14 protein-coding genes are annotated in these 17,212 nt (G+C 71.7%); all 14 read right to left on the bottom strand.

All coding sequences use genetic code 11. The annotated features are described in order from the left end of the window. Positions 1-12: 12 nt before the first annotated feature. The 14 genes from FVE89_RS03645 to bchB all read right to left on the bottom strand — a co-directional run bounded on the left by FVE89_RS03645 (position 13) and on the right by bchB (position 17,210). The gene (locus tag FVE89_RS03645; RefSeq protein ID WP_246730480.1) at positions 13-1,875 is read right to left on the bottom strand and encodes a magnesium chelatase subunit D; all 1,863 of its coding nucleotides are present in this window, start codon (positions 1,873-1,875) and stop codon (positions 13-15) included. Next, positions 1,875-2,885 (bottom strand): magnesium chelatase ATPase subunit I, encoded by a 1,011-nt coding sequence (gene bchI, locus FVE89_RS03640; RefSeq protein ID WP_160532772.1) that lies wholly within the window; start codon positions 2,883-2,885, stop codon positions 1,875-1,877. The genes FVE89_RS03645 and bchI overlap by 1 nt, the downstream gene beginning before the upstream one ends. Positions 2,886-3,024: 139 nt before the next feature. Further along, the gene (gene hemA / locus FVE89_RS03635; RefSeq protein ID WP_160532771.1) at positions 3,025-4,242 is read right to left on the bottom strand and encodes a 5-aminolevulinate synthase; all 1,218 of its coding nucleotides are present in this window, start codon (positions 4,240-4,242) and stop codon (positions 3,025-3,027) included. Positions 4,243-4,532: 290 nt separating this feature from the next. After that, complete coding sequence (gene puhE, locus FVE89_RS03630) at positions 4,533-5,321, bottom strand: putative photosynthetic complex assembly protein PuhE (RefSeq protein WP_160532770.1); 789 nt, start codon at positions 5,319-5,321, stop codon at positions 4,533-4,535. 1 nt (position 5,322) lies between these two features. Further along, positions 5,323-6,411: a magnesium-protoporphyrin IX monomethyl ester (oxidative) cyclase gene (acsF, locus tag FVE89_RS03625; protein ID WP_160532769.1), complete on the bottom strand. Its 1,089-nt coding sequence runs from the start codon at positions 6,409-6,411 to the stop codon at positions 5,323-5,325. Beyond that, positions 6,408-6,704, bottom strand: a complete 297-nt coding sequence (locus FVE89_RS03620) for a hypothetical protein (RefSeq protein WP_160532864.1) — start codon at positions 6,702-6,704, stop codon at positions 6,408-6,410. Before FVE89_RS03620 ends, acsF begins: the two co-directional genes overlap by 4 nt. After that, complete coding sequence (gene puhC / locus FVE89_RS03615) at positions 6,704-7,213, bottom strand: photosynthetic complex assembly protein PuhC (RefSeq protein WP_160532768.1); 510 nt, start codon at positions 7,211-7,213, stop codon at positions 6,704-6,706. Before puhC ends, FVE89_RS03620 begins: the two co-directional genes overlap by 1 nt. 10 nt (positions 7,214-7,223) lie before the next feature. After that, a complete protein-coding gene (gene puhB / locus FVE89_RS03610) occupies positions 7,224-7,874 on the bottom strand; it encodes a photosynthetic complex putative assembly protein PuhB (RefSeq protein WP_160532767.1) in 651 nt (216 codons plus the stop codon). After that, positions 7,871-8,650 carry a photosynthetic reaction center subunit H gene (gene puhA, locus FVE89_RS03605; RefSeq protein WP_160532766.1) on the bottom strand — a complete coding sequence of 260 codons (780 nt, stop codon included), beginning with the start codon at positions 8,648-8,650 and terminating at the stop codon, positions 7,871-7,873. Before puhA ends, puhB begins: the two co-directional genes overlap by 4 nt. An 18-nt stretch (positions 8,651-8,668) precedes the next feature. Further along, complete coding sequence (locus FVE89_RS03600; RefSeq protein ID WP_160532765.1) at positions 8,669-10,096, bottom strand: BCD family MFS transporter; 1,428 nt, start codon at positions 10,094-10,096, stop codon at positions 8,669-8,671. After that, positions 10,093-10,995: a magnesium protoporphyrin IX methyltransferase gene (gene bchM, locus FVE89_RS03595; protein WP_160532764.1), complete on the bottom strand. Its 903-nt coding sequence runs from the start codon at positions 10,993-10,995 to the stop codon at positions 10,093-10,095. Before bchM ends, FVE89_RS03600 begins: the two co-directional genes overlap by 4 nt. Next, positions 10,995-11,888 (bottom strand): ferredoxin:protochlorophyllide reductase (ATP-dependent) iron-sulfur ATP-binding protein, encoded by an 894-nt coding sequence (gene bchL, locus FVE89_RS03590; RefSeq protein WP_160532763.1) that lies wholly within the window; start codon positions 11,886-11,888, stop codon positions 10,995-10,997. The genes bchM and bchL overlap by 1 nt, the downstream gene beginning before the upstream one ends. Then, the gene (locus FVE89_RS03585) at positions 11,885-15,628 is read right to left on the bottom strand and encodes a magnesium chelatase subunit H (RefSeq protein WP_160532762.1); all 3,744 of its coding nucleotides are present in this window, start codon (positions 15,626-15,628) and stop codon (positions 11,885-11,887) included. Before FVE89_RS03585 ends, bchL begins: the two co-directional genes overlap by 4 nt. Beyond that, positions 15,618-17,210 (bottom strand): ferredoxin:protochlorophyllide reductase (ATP-dependent) subunit B, encoded by a 1,593-nt coding sequence (gene bchB / locus FVE89_RS03580; RefSeq protein WP_160532761.1) that lies wholly within the window; start codon positions 17,208-17,210, stop codon positions 15,618-15,620. The genes FVE89_RS03585 and bchB overlap by 11 nt, the downstream gene beginning before the upstream one ends. Between the last annotated feature and the right edge of the window lie 2 nt (positions 17,211-17,212).

Below are 17,212 nucleotides of genomic sequence, written 5' to 3'. Positions count from 1 at the left end.
CGGCTGCGGCGCTCAGAGTGCCGCCCGCACCGCCGCGCTGAGCTGTCCGGCCTCAGGGCGCGGCAGTTTGAGATAGCGGGCGCCCATCGCGTCCGCGACCGCCCGGGCCTCCTCGCCCCGGCTCCCGGTATCGACCACGAGGGCCGGCAGGCCGGCGGCCCGCAAGGCCCGGGCCGCCTGTAGCGCCTCCGCGCCGGCGCGGGCACGGCCGCCCTCCCCCGAGCGGGCGACGTTGGCGCGCCCGTCGGTCAGCAGCACGATCGCCGGCCGGCTGCCGCCCCGTCGTACCCCCAGCGCCACCGCGACCGCGGCGTCGATGCCGGCGGCGAGCGGCGTTCCGCCCCCGCCCGGCAACCCCGACAATCCACGCTTGGCCCGGGTGAGCGAGCGCGTCGGCGGCAGGACCAGCTCGGCGCCGGTGCCGCGGAACGCCACCAGCGCCACCCGGTCGCGCCGGACATAGGCCTCCGCGAGCAGCAGCTCGACCGCGCCCTTGGCCTCGGCCAGCCGCTCCAGGGCGGCCGAGCCCGAGGCATCGACGCAGAACACCGTCGTGGTCTCGGTCCGCTGCCGCAGGATCCGGATCCGCAGGTCGTCGCGCCGGACCACGATGCGGCGCGTCTCTCCTTCTTCCCGGCGGACGGCCTGCCAGGGTGCCGCCGCCCGCAGGGTGCCGAGCAGATCGAGGCGCCCGCGCCGCGGATCGCCCCGCCGGCTGCCGATCGGCCGCCCGGTGCGCGCTGCCGCGGCCTGACCGACCCGGCCCGCCTTCGCCGCCGTGAGCCGCGGCCCACCGGCGAGCAGCTGGTCGAGCAGGTTCGGCGGGATCGCCGCCCGCACCGCCTCCAGCACGATCTCATCGGGCAGGTCTGCGGCGGCGGGTTCCGACGCCCCGTCCGGCGGGGGCTCTGCGCGCGTCTCCTCCGGAGGTGCCGCGTTCTCCGGAGCCGGCTCCTCCGGGGCGGGCAGCCGCGTGGCGCGCGGCGCCAGGACGAGACGCGCGGCCGTGACGATATCCTGCCGGCTGATCGGCCGGTCCACTGCGAGCCTGCGCGCCACGCGCGCCGCCAGGATCGGGCCGCGCAGCGACGCCACGCCGAAGGCCTCGGCCAGCGCGCAGAGGTCGCCGACCGGATCGGGGGCCGCGGCGCCGGGTTCAGGATCCGGGAGCTCGGCCTGCGTCTCCGCGAGCCCGATCGCGTTCAGGTCGATCCGGAAGGCGAGCCGGTCGGCCAGCGGCTCGGCGACCGCCTCGTCGCCCTCGCCCTCGTCGAGGAGGATGAGGCCGAACCGGGCGGGCCGGTCCGAGGCGGTGCCGGTGTCGAGGGCGGCCGCGAGGCGCGAGGCGGTGCCGGGGGGCAGGCGCTCGGCCATGGGCACGACGACGATCCCGCCATCGGCCTGCGCCAGCAGGCCGGGCCGGGCGATGGCACGGCCCGCCGCCAGGGTCGCGGCGAGGTCGAGGCCGCCGAGCAGGGCGTCGTCGCCGATGCCGGGCGGCAGGCGGCGCCAGGGTGTTTTGGGATGGAGCGCGGTGCGCAGGGTTTCGAGCCAGCGCTCGCGGACCGGGCCGGGGGCGGCGCGCAGGATTGCGCCGCCGAAAGCGGGCGGGTCGGCGGCGATCAGGCGGGCGGCGCGATGGGCATCGGCCCAAGGATCGGGCGTCCTCCCTCCCCCCGCTGCGGGGGAGGGAGGGCCGGCCGTCAGGCCGGGTCGGGAGACGGGAGCGCGGCTTCCGGATGAAGCAGGCCCCGCGTGCAGGCAGGCGCCAGATTCTGCGCCGTTGCTCCCCTCTTGCGGGACTTCGTCCCGGCCCCCCCTGCTCCGAAGGGTACCCTCCCCCGCAGAGGGGGGAGGGAGAGGCGGCGCGCCCATCACGCAAACACCTCCGCAAGCGCGCGCTCCACCCGGGCGGTCGAGCCGGATTCGTCGAGCGGGTTGCGCCGCAGCCGGTGGCGCAGGGCGGCCGGGGCTATGCGACGCAGGTGATCGTCGGTGACCGTCTCGGCGCCGTCGAGGGCGGCGAGCGCCCGGGCCGTGCGCATCAGGGTCAACTCGCCGCGCAAGCCATCCGTCCCCAGCGCGAGGCAGAGCCGCGCCGCGCGCTCCAGGGCGGCGTCCGGCACGGTCACCGATGGAAGGCGCTCCCGGGCCAGCAAAATCCGTTTCTGGATTGTCCGCTCATCCCCCGCGCGCGCCGCGCAGAACCCCTCCGGGTCGCGCTCGTAGGCGTCGCGCGCGCGCACCACCGCGATGCGGGTCGGGATGTCCTTCGGGGTCGCGACCTCGCAGGCCAGCCCGAACCGGTCGAGGAGCTGCGGGCGCAACTCCCCCTCCTCCGGGTTGCCGGACCCGACCAGCACGAACCGCGCCGGATGGCGCAGCGACAGCCCCTCGCGCTCGACGGTGTTGACCCCGGAGACCGCCACGTCGAGCAGGAGATCCACGAGGTGGTCCTCCAGCAGGTTCACCTCGTCGATGTACAGGAAGCCGCGGTTGGCCCGGGCGAGCAGCCCCGGCTCGAACGCCTTCACGCCGGCGCCGAGGGCGCGTTCCAGATCGAGGGTGCCGACGACGCGATCCTCGGTGGCGCCGAGCGGCAGGTCCACCACCGGCACCGGTTTTTTGTGACTTTTGCGCGGGCCTCCTCCGGCGCAGTGGGGGCAGGATTCCGCCGGGCTGTCGGGATCGCAATTGTACGGGCAGCCGGCGACCGCCCGCATCGGCGGCAGCAGGGCGGCGAGCGCCCGGATCGCCGTGGACTTGCCGGTGCCGCGGTCGCCGAAGACCAGCACGCCGCCGACCGCCGGGTCCACCGCCGCGATCAGCAGCGCCTGGCGCATCTCGTCCTGGCCGATAATGGCCGAGAAGGGGAAGGTGGGCACGCAGAACTCGCACTGTGCCCCCTCTCCTCCCCCTTGTGGGGAGGAGCCGGAGGTGGGGGTGGTCCAGAATTGAGCGGAGCGGTGCCTCCTGCACCACCCCCACCCCTACCCCTCCCCACAAGGGGGAGGGAAGAGTGCCCTACTCCGCCGCCTTCTGCCGCAGCCCGATCCGCCCCCAGATCGTGCTGAGCGCCTCGACCAGATGCGCGATGTCGGCATCACTGTGCAGCGGCGACGGGGTGATCCGCAGGCGCTCGGTGCCGCGGGCGACCGTCGGGTAGTTGATCGGCTGCACGTAGATGCCGAACTCGTCGAGCAGGGTGTCGGAGATGCCCTTGCACAGCACGGGGTCGCAGACCATCACCGGCACGATGTGGCTGTCGTTCGGCATGGTCGGGATGTCGGCCGCCTCCAGCGCCTGCCGGACCTTCGCGACCCGCTCCTGATGCCGGGCGCGCTCGGCGCCGCTCGCCTTCAGGTGGCGGATCGAGGCCGCCGCGCCCGCCGCCACCGCCGGCGGCAGCGAGGTCGTGAAGATGAAGCCCGAGGCGAAGCTGCGCACGAAGTCGCAGAGCTTTTCCGAGGCCGTGATGTAGCCGCCATGCACCGCGAACGCCTTGCCGAGCGTGCCCTCGATCACGTCGAGCCGGTGGGCGACGCCGTCCCGCTCCGAGATGCCGCCGCCGCGCGCGCCGTAGAGGCCGACCGCGTGGACCTCGTCGAGATAGGTGAGCGCCCCGTGAGCCTCGGCCACGTCGCAGATCTCGGCGATCGGCGCGATGTCGCCGTCCATCGAGTAGACCGACTCGAAGGCCACCAGCTTCGGCCGGGCCGGATCGACCAGGGCGAGCTTGCGATTCAGGTCCTCGGGATCGTTATGGCGAAAAATGTGGCGCTCGGCGCGGGAGAACCGGATGCCCTCGATCATCGAGGCGTGGTTCTCGGAGTCCGAAAAAACCGCGCAGTTCGGCAGGCGTGAGGCGAGCGTCCCGAGCGCCGCCCAGTTCGACACGTAGCCGGAGGTGAACAGCAGGGCCGCCTCCTTGCCGTGGAGGTCGGCGAGCTCGCGCTCCAGGAGCACGTGGTAGTGGTTGGTGCCCGAGATGTTGCGCGTGCCGCCCGCGCCCGCGCCGCAGCGGTCGATCGCCTCGTGCATCGCTTCGGTGACCGCCGGGTGCTGGCCCATGCCGAGATAGTCGTTCGAGCACCAGACCGTCACGGGCCGGGTGCCGCCCGGGTGGTGGTGGGTGGCGTGCGGGAAGTTGCCGGCGTGGCGCTCAAGGTCGGTGAAGACCCGGTAGCGGCCCTCCCGGTGGAGCCCGGCGATCTCAGCCCCGAAGAAGGTCTCGTAATCCATGCCGCCTCTCCCCGAACCCCTGGGGCGGGTTGATCCCGCCTGTGACACCGGATTTCGCACTGGACGAATTCCAGATCGATGCGCGTGCCGCGCCCGGATGTAGAGGTCCGGACGTCCGTCCTTCGATGCCACATCCCGGAAACCGGATCCGGGACGCGGCTCTCGCGTCTTCTATTGCAGGCCGATCACGAAAATCTGGTGTCCACCAATCCGCGCCATCGCCGAATTCCTGTCCGTCTCCGGCGGCCCGGTCGTTAGAGGCCGCGTCCGCGCTCCGCATTGACTCAGATCTAGTCCTGCCGCCGCGCCGCCCCCTCGGCTTCCCGGGCCGGCAGGCTCCAGCGCCACAGCTCCGCGGAGGGCAACGGCAGCATCAGGAACCAGTGTTCCAGGGTGGCGAGCGCGGTCAGCGTCGCCAGGACCGTGAAGCCGATCAGCTCGTGCTCCAGCAGGTCGGCGCCCAGAGCCGCCCGGCCGAGCAAAGCCGCCGCGATGGTCCCGAGGCTCACCGAGACCGGGAACAGCAGGTTCATCGGTTTTCGCGAGAGATAGCAGGCGAGGTAGCCGAGATGGTCCGGCAGGAACTCGGCGTGGAGGTTGCGCACCCCGAGGAACAGGTTGAGCCGCGCCGAGAGGTTCATCACCACCAGCGTGCCGTAGGTCCACAGGGCGAAGCGGTTGGGGCTGCCCCAGACCAGCGCCAGGATCGCGAGGCCGCCGATCACGATGGCGAATTCGTGCCACAGGCTGGTGGCGAGCGCGGCGAAGAACCGGTCCAGGCCGCGCAAACCCGGCGCGCAGGCGACCGGCCGGGGACCCGACAGGAAGCCCATATAGTAGCTCATCTCCTGCCAGCCCCAGACGATCAGCGCCGCCGTGAAGGCCGTATAGGCCCCCGTCGCGCTCGTATCCGCGGCGCTGGTTCGGATCGCCACCAGGGCGGCGGCGAGCAGCAGCGTCGCCCCGGCCATGCTCCACGGATGGGTGCGCCGCGGGGCGTGGTCGAGCAGCAGGATCAGCCCGGTGGAGAACCACCAGAGCAGCACCGCGTAGAGCACCGGAGCGGCGTAAGTCGCCATGCTACCAGACCGGCTGGAGTCGGATGTCGGCCGGCAGGGCGTTGGCCTTGACGGGCAGGAGGTAGAGCCGCGCGAAGGTCACGGCCGCCCGGGCGGCGTGGACGCCCTGCAGCGCCTTGCCGGAGAGGCCGCCCCGCGCCTTGGCGTCGGCGATCGCCCGGGAGCAGGCGAGCAGCCGGTCGAGCCCTGCCTTGAACTTCGGGTTGTCGAGGTCGAGCTCCAGCGGGAAGGTCTGGCGGGAAATCTCCGAGGTGATCCGGAAGACCTTGAAGTCGTAGTCGCTCGGATCGACCCCGAGCGCCGCGTGGAAGGCCGGGCGGTGATGGTCGCGCACATACATCGTGGCGAAGACGGCGAGCAGGAAGAACCGGATCCAGTAGCGGTTCACGCCGCTCGTCAGCTTCGGGTTCGCCCGCATCAGCAGCGCGAAGGCCTCGCCGTGGCGGAACTCGTCGTTGCACCACAATTCGAACCACTTGAAGATCGGGTGGATACGCCGCTCCGGGTGCCGCTCCAGCTCACGGAAGATCGTGATGTAGCGGGCGTAGCCGATCTTTTCCGAGAGATAGGTGGCGTAGAAGATGAATTTCGGCCGGAAGAACGTGTATTTTTTCGATTTCGTCAGAAATCCGAGATCCACGCCGATGCCGAAATCCTTGAGCGTGTCGTTGATGAAGCCGGCATGACGCGCCTCGTCGCGGCTCATGAAGCCGAACAGTTCCTTGATGTCCTTGTTCTTCGCCCGCTTGCGCATCTCCGCGTAGAGCACGCAGCCGGAAAACTCTGCCGTGATCGAGGAGACCAGAAAATCCAAGAACTCCTTCCGCAGCTCGGGCTCCATCCGCGACAGGTCGCAGTCGAACTCCGCGTTGCGGGTGAAGTGGCGCTTGTTCGGGTCGGCGCGCAGCTCGGCGATGAGGATGTCCCAATCGCGCCGCACCGGCTCGACGTCGGTGCGGTCGAGCTCGTCGAAATCGGTTGTGTAGAAGCGGGGCGACAGGAAGGTCGTCTCCTGCGCGGCCTTGGTCGATGCGTTGATCGGCGTTTTCGGGAGCGGCTGGCCGGATGGGGGCGGGACGGGTGCGTTCACAGCTTCCTCCGCTCGGAAAAACTGACCTCGTAGAGTTCGGTCAGTTCGAGATGGGCGATGAGCTTGGTCCAGGCCCGTTCCAGCGGCCCGGCCCGGGTGATCGTGGCGGTGCGGCGCACGGTGATCCGCTCGCCGTAAGGCACGGAAGTCGGCGCGTCGTGGACCTGGACTTCGTCGCCGGGTTCGATCTCGAAGCCGGCATCCAGGGTCACGTGCGCGTGCAGGCTCTCGGGCGTCTGCTCGATCTCGACCGTGCAGGGCACGGTGACGGTGCGGCTGCCGAACAGGCCCATCACCGGGTCTCCGTGGCGGGCGAGCCCGGCGCGCCGGGCGCAGGCATCAGGCGGGCGAAGGCTCCGGCATTGGTCGGCCCGAAGGCTTCGAGCGGCACCCGGCGGCCGGTGGCCTCGTCGGCGAGCGCGAGGCGGCCGTCGTCGTAGCGGGTCAGGCTGAACGGCTTTTCCGGACCGAGGCCGTCGCGCTGGCGGGCCTGGGCGAGGCCCCGCAACGTCCCGCGCAGGAACCCGTCCTCGCCGGGGTGGATCCAGGCGACGATCGTTTGGTCGGCGACGTTGCGCAGGGCGATCGAGCCGTCGGCCTGGTCCTCGGCGCGGAATTCGAGCTGCGCCACCGGCTTGGCGGCCGGCAGGGCGACGAGGCCCACGCCCTCGCTCCTGCCGATCAGGACCGCCAGCATGGAGAAGCCCATCAGCGCCCCGGCGCCGATCATCAGCAGGGCCGGCGCCGGTCCCGCGGCAACCCGAACCGGTGTCTGGCCGGCGTGATCCGCCCGCTCGCCCATCGTCCCCTCCCTACTCGGCCGCGACGAGGTGGCCGGCATTTTCGTTCGCTTGGCCCAGACGGGCCACCCGGACCGGCGGCGCAGCGCCGTCGGCATGGGCGGCGAGCGCCTGCGCCAGCAGGGCCGCCACCGCGTCCGCCCCCGGCACGGAGCGCAGCATGGGCTCGGTCCGCGCGAGCCGCCAGGGCCGGGCATGCGGCCAGAGCTGAAGGTAGGCGATGCGCAGCCCAGGCCGCAACCGCAGGGGAAGGTCGCCGGTGCCGTCCGTGAAGGCGCGCATCGCCGCGGAGTCGATCTGCGCGAAGGGCAGGTTGTGGGTCACCGGCAGGGCGATGCCGGCCTGCAGCACGATCCGGCGGTTGGTGATCGTGTAGAGCGTGGTGCGGTGGGTCAGCCACGCGAGCAGCCCGAGCAGGGCCACGCCGCCCGCGCCGATCACCAGGGTCGGCAGCACCACCGTCAGCGCCGCGCCGGACGACCCCGCGGCGAGGCCGAAGGCCAGGGCGCAGGCCGCGAACCACGCGACCACGAGGCGGGCGTGGAACACCCGCACCAGCAGGCCCGCGGTGGTGGGCGCGCCCTGCCACAGGATGCGTTCGCCCGCCGGCAGCGGGCCCGGCAGGCCCCGCGGGGTGCCCTCGGGGAGAAAGTCGCCGCTCATAGCAGGGGCTCCGCCCGGGCCGGCGTGGCGTAGAGCGTGCCGGCGCCGAAATACGACATGATCCGCTCCTCCTCCAGGAAGGTGACGCTGTCGGGGTCGCGGGTCTCGGGGATGTCGGCGAACTGGCTGGCGAGCAGCGCCTCGGACTTGACCGTCTTGGTGAAGCCGCCGGCCCGGCAGAAGGTGGTCGGCATCAGGCGGCGCCCGCCCGTGGGCAGTTCCACCTCGTAGTAGCGGATCAGCGACTCGCCGCGGTCGACCCAGACGTCGCTGACGATTCCCGCCACGGCGTTGTCGGTGCCGAACACCGTCATGCCGATCGGGTTCGGGCCGTCCTCGTGGATGACGAAATTCGTCGCCACCCGCAGGGGCACGATCCGGATCTCGTTGTCCCACGTCCTGTCGTGGACGTCGTGGCGGAGCACCCAGGAGCCGGGGCCGACGCCGGCCCGGAGCGAGGCCTCGGTGCGCTCGTAGGGGGCGCCCGGCCAGGGCTCGACCTTGCGGGCCGGGATGCCGGTCTCGACGTCGTCGCGGCCATGCACGGCCTGCGGCGCGTAGGTGGTCTCGCCGCCCGGCAGGTGGAACGCCTTGGAGCGGGGGATCAGGATCGGATCGACCGCCTTGCGGCGCCCGACCGCCTCGTTCTCCAGGGGGTAGCCCTCGCGCCGGTCCTCCCGGCGCAGCCAGAAGACCAGCCCGGCGAAGAACAGGAAGAAGGCGTAGAGCACGACCTGGGCGACGTCGACGTAACCCGTAAGTGCGCCGGTTGGCATGGTGGACCTCCCCGTGTCTCAGGCCGCCCGGCCGGCAAGATCGCCGCCGAGCCGGAGTTGCGTCTCTGCCCGCGCGTCCTCCCGCACCAGCGGCCCGAGCGCGAGGAGGGCCGCGAACAGCAGGGCGATCTCGATGTGGTAGACGATGAGGTAGCCGATGGCGGGCTCGTTCATGCCCTCGCCGAGCACCCCCGACTGGGCGATGGCGCCGCCGACGTCGCGCACGAGGCCGCTCGCCGCGATCGACAGGCCGGCGGCGGTCGCCTGCACGGCGCCCCAGGCGCCGAGGGCGAGGCCGGTATCCTCGGGGCCGGCGCGGTTCATCGAGGCGGTGAGCGTGCCGTGGGCGAACAGGCCGCCGCCGAGCCCGATCAGGCTGACGCCCGCCGCGAACAGGTCGGCCGAGGCGAGCGGGGCGGCGAACACCACCGCCGAGAAGGCCAGGATGCCGATCCCGACGCCGACCGCCGAGACGCGGAACGGATCGCCGCCGCGATTGAGCCAGCGGGCGGCGATCAGCAGGCCGAGCCCGCCGCCGGCGGCCAGCAACGCGGTCAGCGCCGTGGTGGCGGCGACCGAGAGGTGCAGGATCTGGCCGCCATAGGGTTCGAGCAGGATGTCCTGCATGGAGAAGCCGGCCGTGCCGAGACCGATCGCCACGAGGCGCCGCCGGGCGGTGCCCTGCCCGGCATAGGCCCGCCAGGAGGCCCGGAAGTCGCGCTGCGGTGCCTCCCGGGTGCGGCTCGGATCGCGCGGCTCCTGCTTCCACAGGGCGAAGCCGTTGAGGATGATGGTGACGAGCGCCGCGCCCTGGATCACCTGGATCAGGCGCACGGGCGAGAAATGGGCGAGGCACAGGCCGAACATCACGGCACTCGCCATCATGCCGAACAGCAGAGCCGCGCAGAGCAAAGCCACCACCTTCGGGCGGGCATGCGCGGGGGCGAGGTCGGTGGCGAGGGCGAGCCCGACGGTCTGGGTGGTGTGCAGGCCCGCACCGACCAGCAGGAAGGCCAGCGCCGCCGCGAGATCGCCGACCCAGAGCGGCCCGGTCGTGTCGCCCGACAGGATCAGCAGGGCGAACGGCATGATCGCCAGCCCGCCGAACTGGAGCAGCGTGCCGAACCAGATATAGGGCACGCGCCGCCAGCCCAGCACCGAGCGGTGCGTGTCGGAGCGGAAGCCGACCAGCGCCCGCAGGGGGGCGAAGACCAGCGGCAGCGCCAGCATCATCGCGACGATCCAGGCCGGGACGCCGAGTTCGACGATCATCACCCGGTTGAGGGTGCCGATCAGCAGCACCGCCGCCATGCCGACGGTGACCTGGAACAGGGCGAGGCGGAGCAGACGCCCCAGCGGCAGCTCGACGGTGGCGGCATCCGCGAAGGGAAGCACCGCCGGGCCGAGGCGCATCAGGGCGCGGGTGAGGTTTTGGGATGCGGTCATGATCGCACCCCCGCCCCCGATGGGCTCCCTCCCCCCTCTGCGGGGGAGGGTGGCCCCTGCGTCAGCAGGGGTCGGGAGAGGGGAGCGACGGTGCAGGAACCGGCGCGGCCTTCATGAAGGCACTCTCCCCTTCCGGAAGCCGGCTTCCCCTCTCCCCCCCTGCTGCGCAGGGTACCCTCCCCCGCAGAGGGGGGAGGGAGAGTGCGCGTCAGCGCCACCGCGTTCGACAGGTAGAACCCGCTGTTGATCCGGTGGCTCTGCGCCCAGACGAAGCCGTCGAGCGCAGGCTCTGAAGAGATCCGCCGCCGCAATCCGCCCTCGGTCACCGGCACGATCGCCGGCGAGCGGTCGCCGCGCGGAAAAAATTTTCCGGCCGCGTGCATCAGCGTCAGCAAAGCCGTGCGCGGCGCCACGGTGAACAGCACCGACCCATCCGTGCGCGCACCCAGCACAGCCAGTGCCCGGGCGATGTCGGCGGCGCGGTAGTGGATCAGCGAGTCCATGGCCACCACGTGGTCGAACCGCCCGAGCCCGGGATCGAGCATGTCCCCCACCCGGAACTCGATGCGCCCCGCGCCGGACATCGCCGGCAGCCGCTCCTGCGCCAGCCCGATCAGCGTCGGCGAGACATCGATCGCCACGACCTCGGCCCCCCGCCGCGCCGCCTCGACGCTGAGCGCCCCGGTACCGCAGCCGGCATCGAGCAGCCGCAGGCCGGTCATGTCGACTGGCAGCCAGGAGAGCAGCCTCGCCCGCATGGCGTCGCGCCCGGCCCGCACGGTGGCGCGGATCCGGCTCACCGGGGCGTCCGAGGTCAGGCGCGACCACGCCTCGACCGCGGTGCGATCGAAATAGGTGGTGAGCTCGCCCCGGCGGGATTCGTAGCTGGCGCTGGCCATCAGTCGAACCCCAGAAACTCGAACAGGTCGCGGTCCTTCATGGGGATCGCCTCGCAGGGCTCGGCGCCGGCCCAGAGCGTCTCGGCGAGCCGCATGTACTCGGCGGTCACGGCGTCGAGTTCCGGCGAAGATTCCATCTCGAACAGCGTCGACTTCTTGAGGCGCGAGCGGCGGACCACGTCGAGATCGGGGAAGTGCGCGAGCCGCTTGAGCCGGACCGCGTCGTTGAACCGGTCGATCTCGTCGGTCTTGGCCGAGCGGTTGGCGATGACGCCGCCGAGCCGCACGCCGTAGTTCTTGGACTTGGCGTGGATCGCCGCCACGATCCGGTTCATGGCGAAGATCGAGTCGAAGTCGTTGGCGGTGACGATCAGCGCCCGGTCGGCATGCTGGAGCGGCGAGGCGAAGCCGCCGCAGACCACGTCGCCCAGCACGTCGAACACCACGACGTCGGTATCCTCCAGCAGGTGGTGCTCCTTGAGGAGCTTCACCGTCTGGCCGACCACGTAGCCGCCGCAGCCGGTGCCGGCGGGCGGGCCGCCGGCCTCGACGCACATCACGCCGTTGTAGCCCTCGACGACGAAATCCTCGACGCGCAGTTCTTCCGAATGGAAGTTCACCGCCTCCAGAGCGTCGATCACCGTGGGGGCGAGGCGCTTGGTCAGCGTGAAGGTCGAGTCGTGCTTGGGATCGCAGCCGATCTGCAGCACCCGCTTGCCGAGCTTCGAGAACGCCACCGACAGGTTCGACGAGGTGGTCGACTTGCCGATCCCGCCCTTGCCGTAGACCGCGAAGACCTTGGCGGTCTCGATTCTGAGGTCGGGATCGAGGGCGACCTGAAGGCTTCCCTCCTCCTTCCGGGCGACGACTGGATTACGGATCGCGATGTTCATGCGGCGACTCCTGCGGTGACGCCTTCCAGGCGGTCCTCCAGCTCCTCCTCGGCCCGGTCGAGGGCGTCGCGCATCGCTGCGTCGGGGGTCCAGAAGCCGCGGCGGTGGGCCTCGATCAGCCGTTGGGCGACCTTGGCGGAGGCGGTGGGGTTCAGGGACGCCATGCGCTCGCGCATGGCGGGGTCGAGGACGTAGGTCTCGGTGATCCGCTCATAGATCCAGGGCTGGACCGCGTTGGCGGTGGCCGACCAGCCGACCGTGTTGGTCAGGTGCGTCTCGATCTGGCGGACGCCCTCGTAGCCGTGGCCGAGCAGGCCCTCGTACCATTTCGGGTTGAGCATCCGGGTGCGGGTCTCCAGCGCCACCTGCTCCTCCAGGGAGCGGACGCGCCCCTCCCCGCGGGTCTGGTCGCTGATGTAGATCGGCACCGACGCGCCCTTGGCCCGGGCCACCGCCCGGCCCATGCCGCCGAGTCCGTCGAAATAGTGGTCGACCGAGGTGACGCCGACCTCGACCGAGTCGAGGTTCTGGTAGGCCATGTCGACGGAGGCGAGCACCGCCTGCATCAGGGCGCGCTGCGGTGCCGGGCGGCCGGTGCGGCCATACGCAAAGCTCTTGCGGCGCGCGAAGGTCTCGCAGAGTTCCGCGTCGTCGTCCCAGTTCCCCGAATCGACGAGGTGGTTGACGTTGGCCCCGTAGGCGCCCTCGGCGTTGGAGAAGACCCGGAGCGCCGCCGTCTCCAGGTCGCAGCCCTGCTCGGCCTGGATCGCCAAAGCGTGCTTGCGCACGTAGTTTTGTTCGAGCGGCTCGTCGGCGGTGGCTGCCAGGAAGGACGCCTCTGCCAGAAGCTTGGTCTGGAGCGGCAGCAGGTCGCGGAAGATTCCCGACAGGGTGACCACCGCGTCGATCCGCGGGCGGCCGAGGGTGTCCAGCGGGATCAGCTCGGCGCCGCTGAGCCGTCCGTAGCCGTCGAAGCGCGGTGCGGCGCCGATCAGCGCCAGCGCCTGGGCGATCGGGCCGCCCTCGCTCTTGAGGTTGTCGGTGCCCCACAGGACCAGGGCGACGCTCTCCGGGCAGGGTTTCCCGTCGGCGGCGAAGCGTTCGAGGATCCGGGCGACCTGCCGGGCGCCGTCGGCCACCGCAAAGGCCGAGGGCAGGCGGTAGGGGTCGAAGCCGTGGAGGTTGCGGCCGGTCGGCAGCACGGCCGGGTTGCGCAGCAGGTCGCCGCCGGCCACCGGCGGCACGAAGCGGCCGTCGAGCGCCCGCAGCAGCGCCGGCACCTCGTGGTCGTCGGACAGAAGCCGGTCGGTCTCAGCAAGGCTCGCAAACGCTGCGCGCGCAGTCTCGTCGGCGGGGAGGCCGGAGGCCTTCAGCGCCGCCTCGGCGCCCTGCCCGGCCACCAGCGCCGCGATCCCGGCCCGCTCGGGCCGCACGCCGTGCGCCGACTCGGCGAGCGCGAGGAGCAGGTCGATCCGCTCCTCCTCCGGCGTCCCCTGCCCGACCACGTGCAGCCCGTGCGGGATCAGGGTCTGTTCCAGCTCCTGCAAGGCGGTCCAGAGCCTGGAGACATGGGCGCCGAGATCGCCACTCCAGGCCGGCGCGGCCGCCACGAGATCGACCGCCGCGCCCTGGTCCTGGATCAGGCGGGCCAGCGTTTCGCGCTCGCCCCCCGCCTCGGGGCCGAGGCCGCGCCAGCGCTCGATCGAGCTCTTGAGGTCGAGCAGCCCGCGATAGAGGCCGGCCGCCGCGAGGCTGGGGGTCAGGTAGCTCACCAGCGTCGCCGCCGAGCGGCGCTTGGCGAGCGTCCCTTCGGACGGGTTGTTGGCCGCGTAGAGGTAGACGTTGGGCAGCGCCCCGATCAGCCGTTCCGGCCAGCACGATTCGGACAGGCCGGTCTGCTTGCCGGGCATGAATTCGAGCGCCCCGTGGGTGCCGAAATGCAGCACGGCATCGGCGCCAAAATCCTCGCGCAGGTAGCGGTAGAAGGCCGAGAACGCGTGGGTCGGCGCGAAGCCGCGCTCGAACAGCAGCCGCATCGGATCGCCCTCGTAGCCGAAGGCGGGTTGCACACCCACGAAGACGTTCCCGAATTGCGCGCCGAGGACAAAAATCTCGCCGCCATTGGTCTGGTGGCGGCCGGGCGCCGGACCCCATTGCGCCTCGATCTCGGCGAGGTAGGGCTCGCGCCGCAGGTGGTCTTCGGACGGGATGCGGGCGTGGACGTTGGCCTGGGTGCCGTAGCGCTTGGCATTGCCGTCGAGGATTTTTTCGCGCAGGGCGTCGACGCTCTCCGGCACTTCGACCGTGTAGCCGTCCGCCGCCAAGCCCTTCAGGGTGTTGAGCAGCGAGGCGTAGACCGACAGGAACGCCGCCGTGCCGGTGGCGCCGGCATTGGGCGGGAAGTTGAACAGCACCACGGCGAGCTTCCGCTCAGGCCTCGCGGTCCGGCGGAGCGAGACCAGCCGGGCGACCCGCTCGGCGAGGCGCGCGGCCCGCTCGGGATGCACCCGCATGTCCCTTGCGTTGTCGGCGCCGGAATTGGCGGAGCGGCCGCCGAACACCATCGGGGCGGTGGCGCCGTCGAGTTCGGGGATCGCGACCATCATGGTCGCCTCGACCGGCGACAGGCCGCGGTCGCCCGCCTCCCACTGCTCGATCGTCTGAAATTCCAGCGCCTGGGCGGCGAGGTACGGCACGTCGAGCCGGGCCAGCATCGCTTCGGCGGCGGCGGCGTCGTTGTAGGCGGGGCCGCCGACCAGCGAGAAGCCGGTGAGCGACACCAGCGCGTCGATGCAGGCGCGCCCGTCCCGCATGAAGAAGGAATCCACCGCCGGGCGGTTGTCGAGGCCGCTGGCGAAGGCCGGCACCACGTCGAGGCCCTGCGCCTCCAGGGCGGCGATCACGCCGTCGTAATGGGCGGTGTTGCCGGCGAGCACGTAGCTGCGCATCACCAGCAGGCCGATCCGGCCCTTGGCGCCCGCGAGGCGCGGCAGCCGCGACGGATCGGCGCCGATCCGGCCGGGCAGGCGCGGGTGGTAGAGGCCGGTCTCGGGGTAATCGAGGGGCGCGGGCGCCGCCGGACCCTCGCGCCAGGCCGCCCGCTCGCCGGCCGCGTAGCGGTGGACGAGGAAGCGCACCAGGGCGGCGACGTTCTCGTCGGAGCCCGCAAGCCAGTATTGCAGCGTGAGAAAATAGGCGCGCACGTCCTGGGCCGAGCCCGGGATGAAGCGCAGGATTTTCGGCAGCTTGCGCACCAGGGCCATCTGCCGGCCGGCATTGCCCTGCTGGCCGGGCTTGCCGCGCAGTTTTTTGAGGAAGTCGAGGGCGCTGCGCTTGGTGCCGCTCATGTCGAAGCGGCCGAGCTTCGTGGTCTTCACCACCGCGCCGGCCGAGAGGCAGCCGACCATCGCGTCGCAGGCCTCGCGCCGGGCCGCCAGCGCCGGCAGGATCGCCCGGACATGCTCGTCCATGAACAGCATGGCCGAGAGCACGATGTCGGCACTGGCGATGTCGGCCCGGCAGGCCTCCAGCGTCGCGGGATCGTTGTCCCACTCGGCGGCCGCGTGGAAGCCCAGCACCAGCCCGGGCATCTCGGACCGGAGGCGCAGGCGCGCCCGCTCCACCGCGCTCGCCAAGTGATTGTCGAGCGTGACGATGACGACGCGGATCGGCGGCCGGCGCCGCGCGGCGTCCGCCTTCGACGGGCCGGCCGCGCCGGCGGGGAGCGCCCTAACGGCCATAATGCGCCTTGGCGTCGTAGAGGGTCTCAAGGGTGATGAGCGGCAGGTGCCGCTCCCGGGCGAAGGTCTCGGTGTTGGTGCGTGCCTTCCCGCGCACGAAGAACGGGATCTTTTTCAATTCCTTCTCGGCCTCGGGTGACCACGTGGCCGCATGGTCCAAAAGAATCGGAACGGGCGCCGGCGTCGGAGGGGGGCCGGCCGGCGCCCGTTCCGCGGCCTCGGGCACCGCGTCCGCCGGAGTCCCGTAGGACTTGCCGCCGAGATGCGAGGGGCCGACGCCATCGTGGAATTCGGGATCCTCCCGGAACATGCCGAGGAGGTGTTCTTCGAGGCCCATCATCAGCGGATGGACCAGGGTGTCGAACAGGACGTTGGCGCCCTCGAAGCCCATCTGCGGGGCGTAGCGGGCCGGGAAATCCTGGACGTGCATCGGCGCCGAGATCACCGCGCAGGGGATGCCGAGCCGCTTGGCGACGTGGCGCTCCATCTGGGTGCCGAGCACCAGCTCCGGCGCGGCGGCGCGGATCGCCGCCTCGACGTCGAGGTAATCGTCGGTGATCAGCGCCTCGATGCCGTGCCCGGCCGCCTCGGCGCGGACCTCGCGGGCGAATTCCCGGCCGTAGGTGCCGAGCCCGACGATCGTGAAGCCGAGTTCCTTCGCGGCGACCCGGGCGATGCCGATCGCGTGCGTGGCGTCGCCGAACACGAACACGCGCTTGCCCGTGAGATAGGTCGAATCGACCGAGCGGGCGTACCAGGGCAGGCGAGAGCCTGGGCCGTCGAGCACGGGCGCCGCATCGATCCCGGCGAGGCCCGCCACCTCCTCCACGAACCGGCGGGTACCCCCGACGCCGATCGGGATGGCGTGCGTGAACGGCTGCCCGAAATTCTTTTTGAGATACTCCGCGGCCGACCGGGCGGTCTCGGGATAGAGCACGACGTTGAAGTCGGCCTCCCGGAGCCGGCCGAGATCGGCGGGCGTGGCCCCCAGCGGCGCCACGACGTTCACGCCGACGCCGAGCGCATCCAGCAGCCGGCGGATCTCGATCAGGTCGTCCCGGTGGCGGAAGCCGAGCGCCGTCGGCCCGAGGATGTTGCAGAGCGGACGTTCTCCGGGCTCCCGCACCGGACGCGGCGCGGGCGGGCCGGCGAGGGCGCGGACCAGCCGGTAAAAGGTCTCCGACGCACCCCAGTTCTCCTTCTTCTGGTAGGCGGGCAGCTCCAGCGGGATCACCGGGATCGGCAGGTCGAGGGCCTTGGCGAGGCCGCCCGGATCGTCCTGGATCAGCTCGGCGGTGCAGGAGGCGCCGACGATCATCGCCTGCGGCTGGAACCGCGCATGGGCGGCCGCGACGGCGTTCTTGAACAGCTCCGCGGTGTCGCGGCCGAGATCCTGGGCGCGGAAGGTCGTGTAGGTGACGGGCGGGCGCGTGTCGCGCCGCTCGATCATCGTGAACAGCAGGTCGGCGTAGGTGTCGCCCTGCGGCGCGTGCAGCACGTAGTGCAGCCCGGACATCGCCGTGGCGACGCGCATCGCGCCGATATGCGGGGGGCCCTCGTAGGTCCAGAGGGTGAGCTGCATGG

Origin of the sequence: Methylobacterium sp. 2A, assembly GCF_009806555.1 — a bacterium.
Lineage (GTDB): Bacteria > Pseudomonadota > Alphaproteobacteria > Rhizobiales > Beijerinckiaceae > Methylobacterium.
Note: the sequence above shows the minus strand (reverse complement) of the source record. Positions and strands in the feature narration are given on the sequence as shown.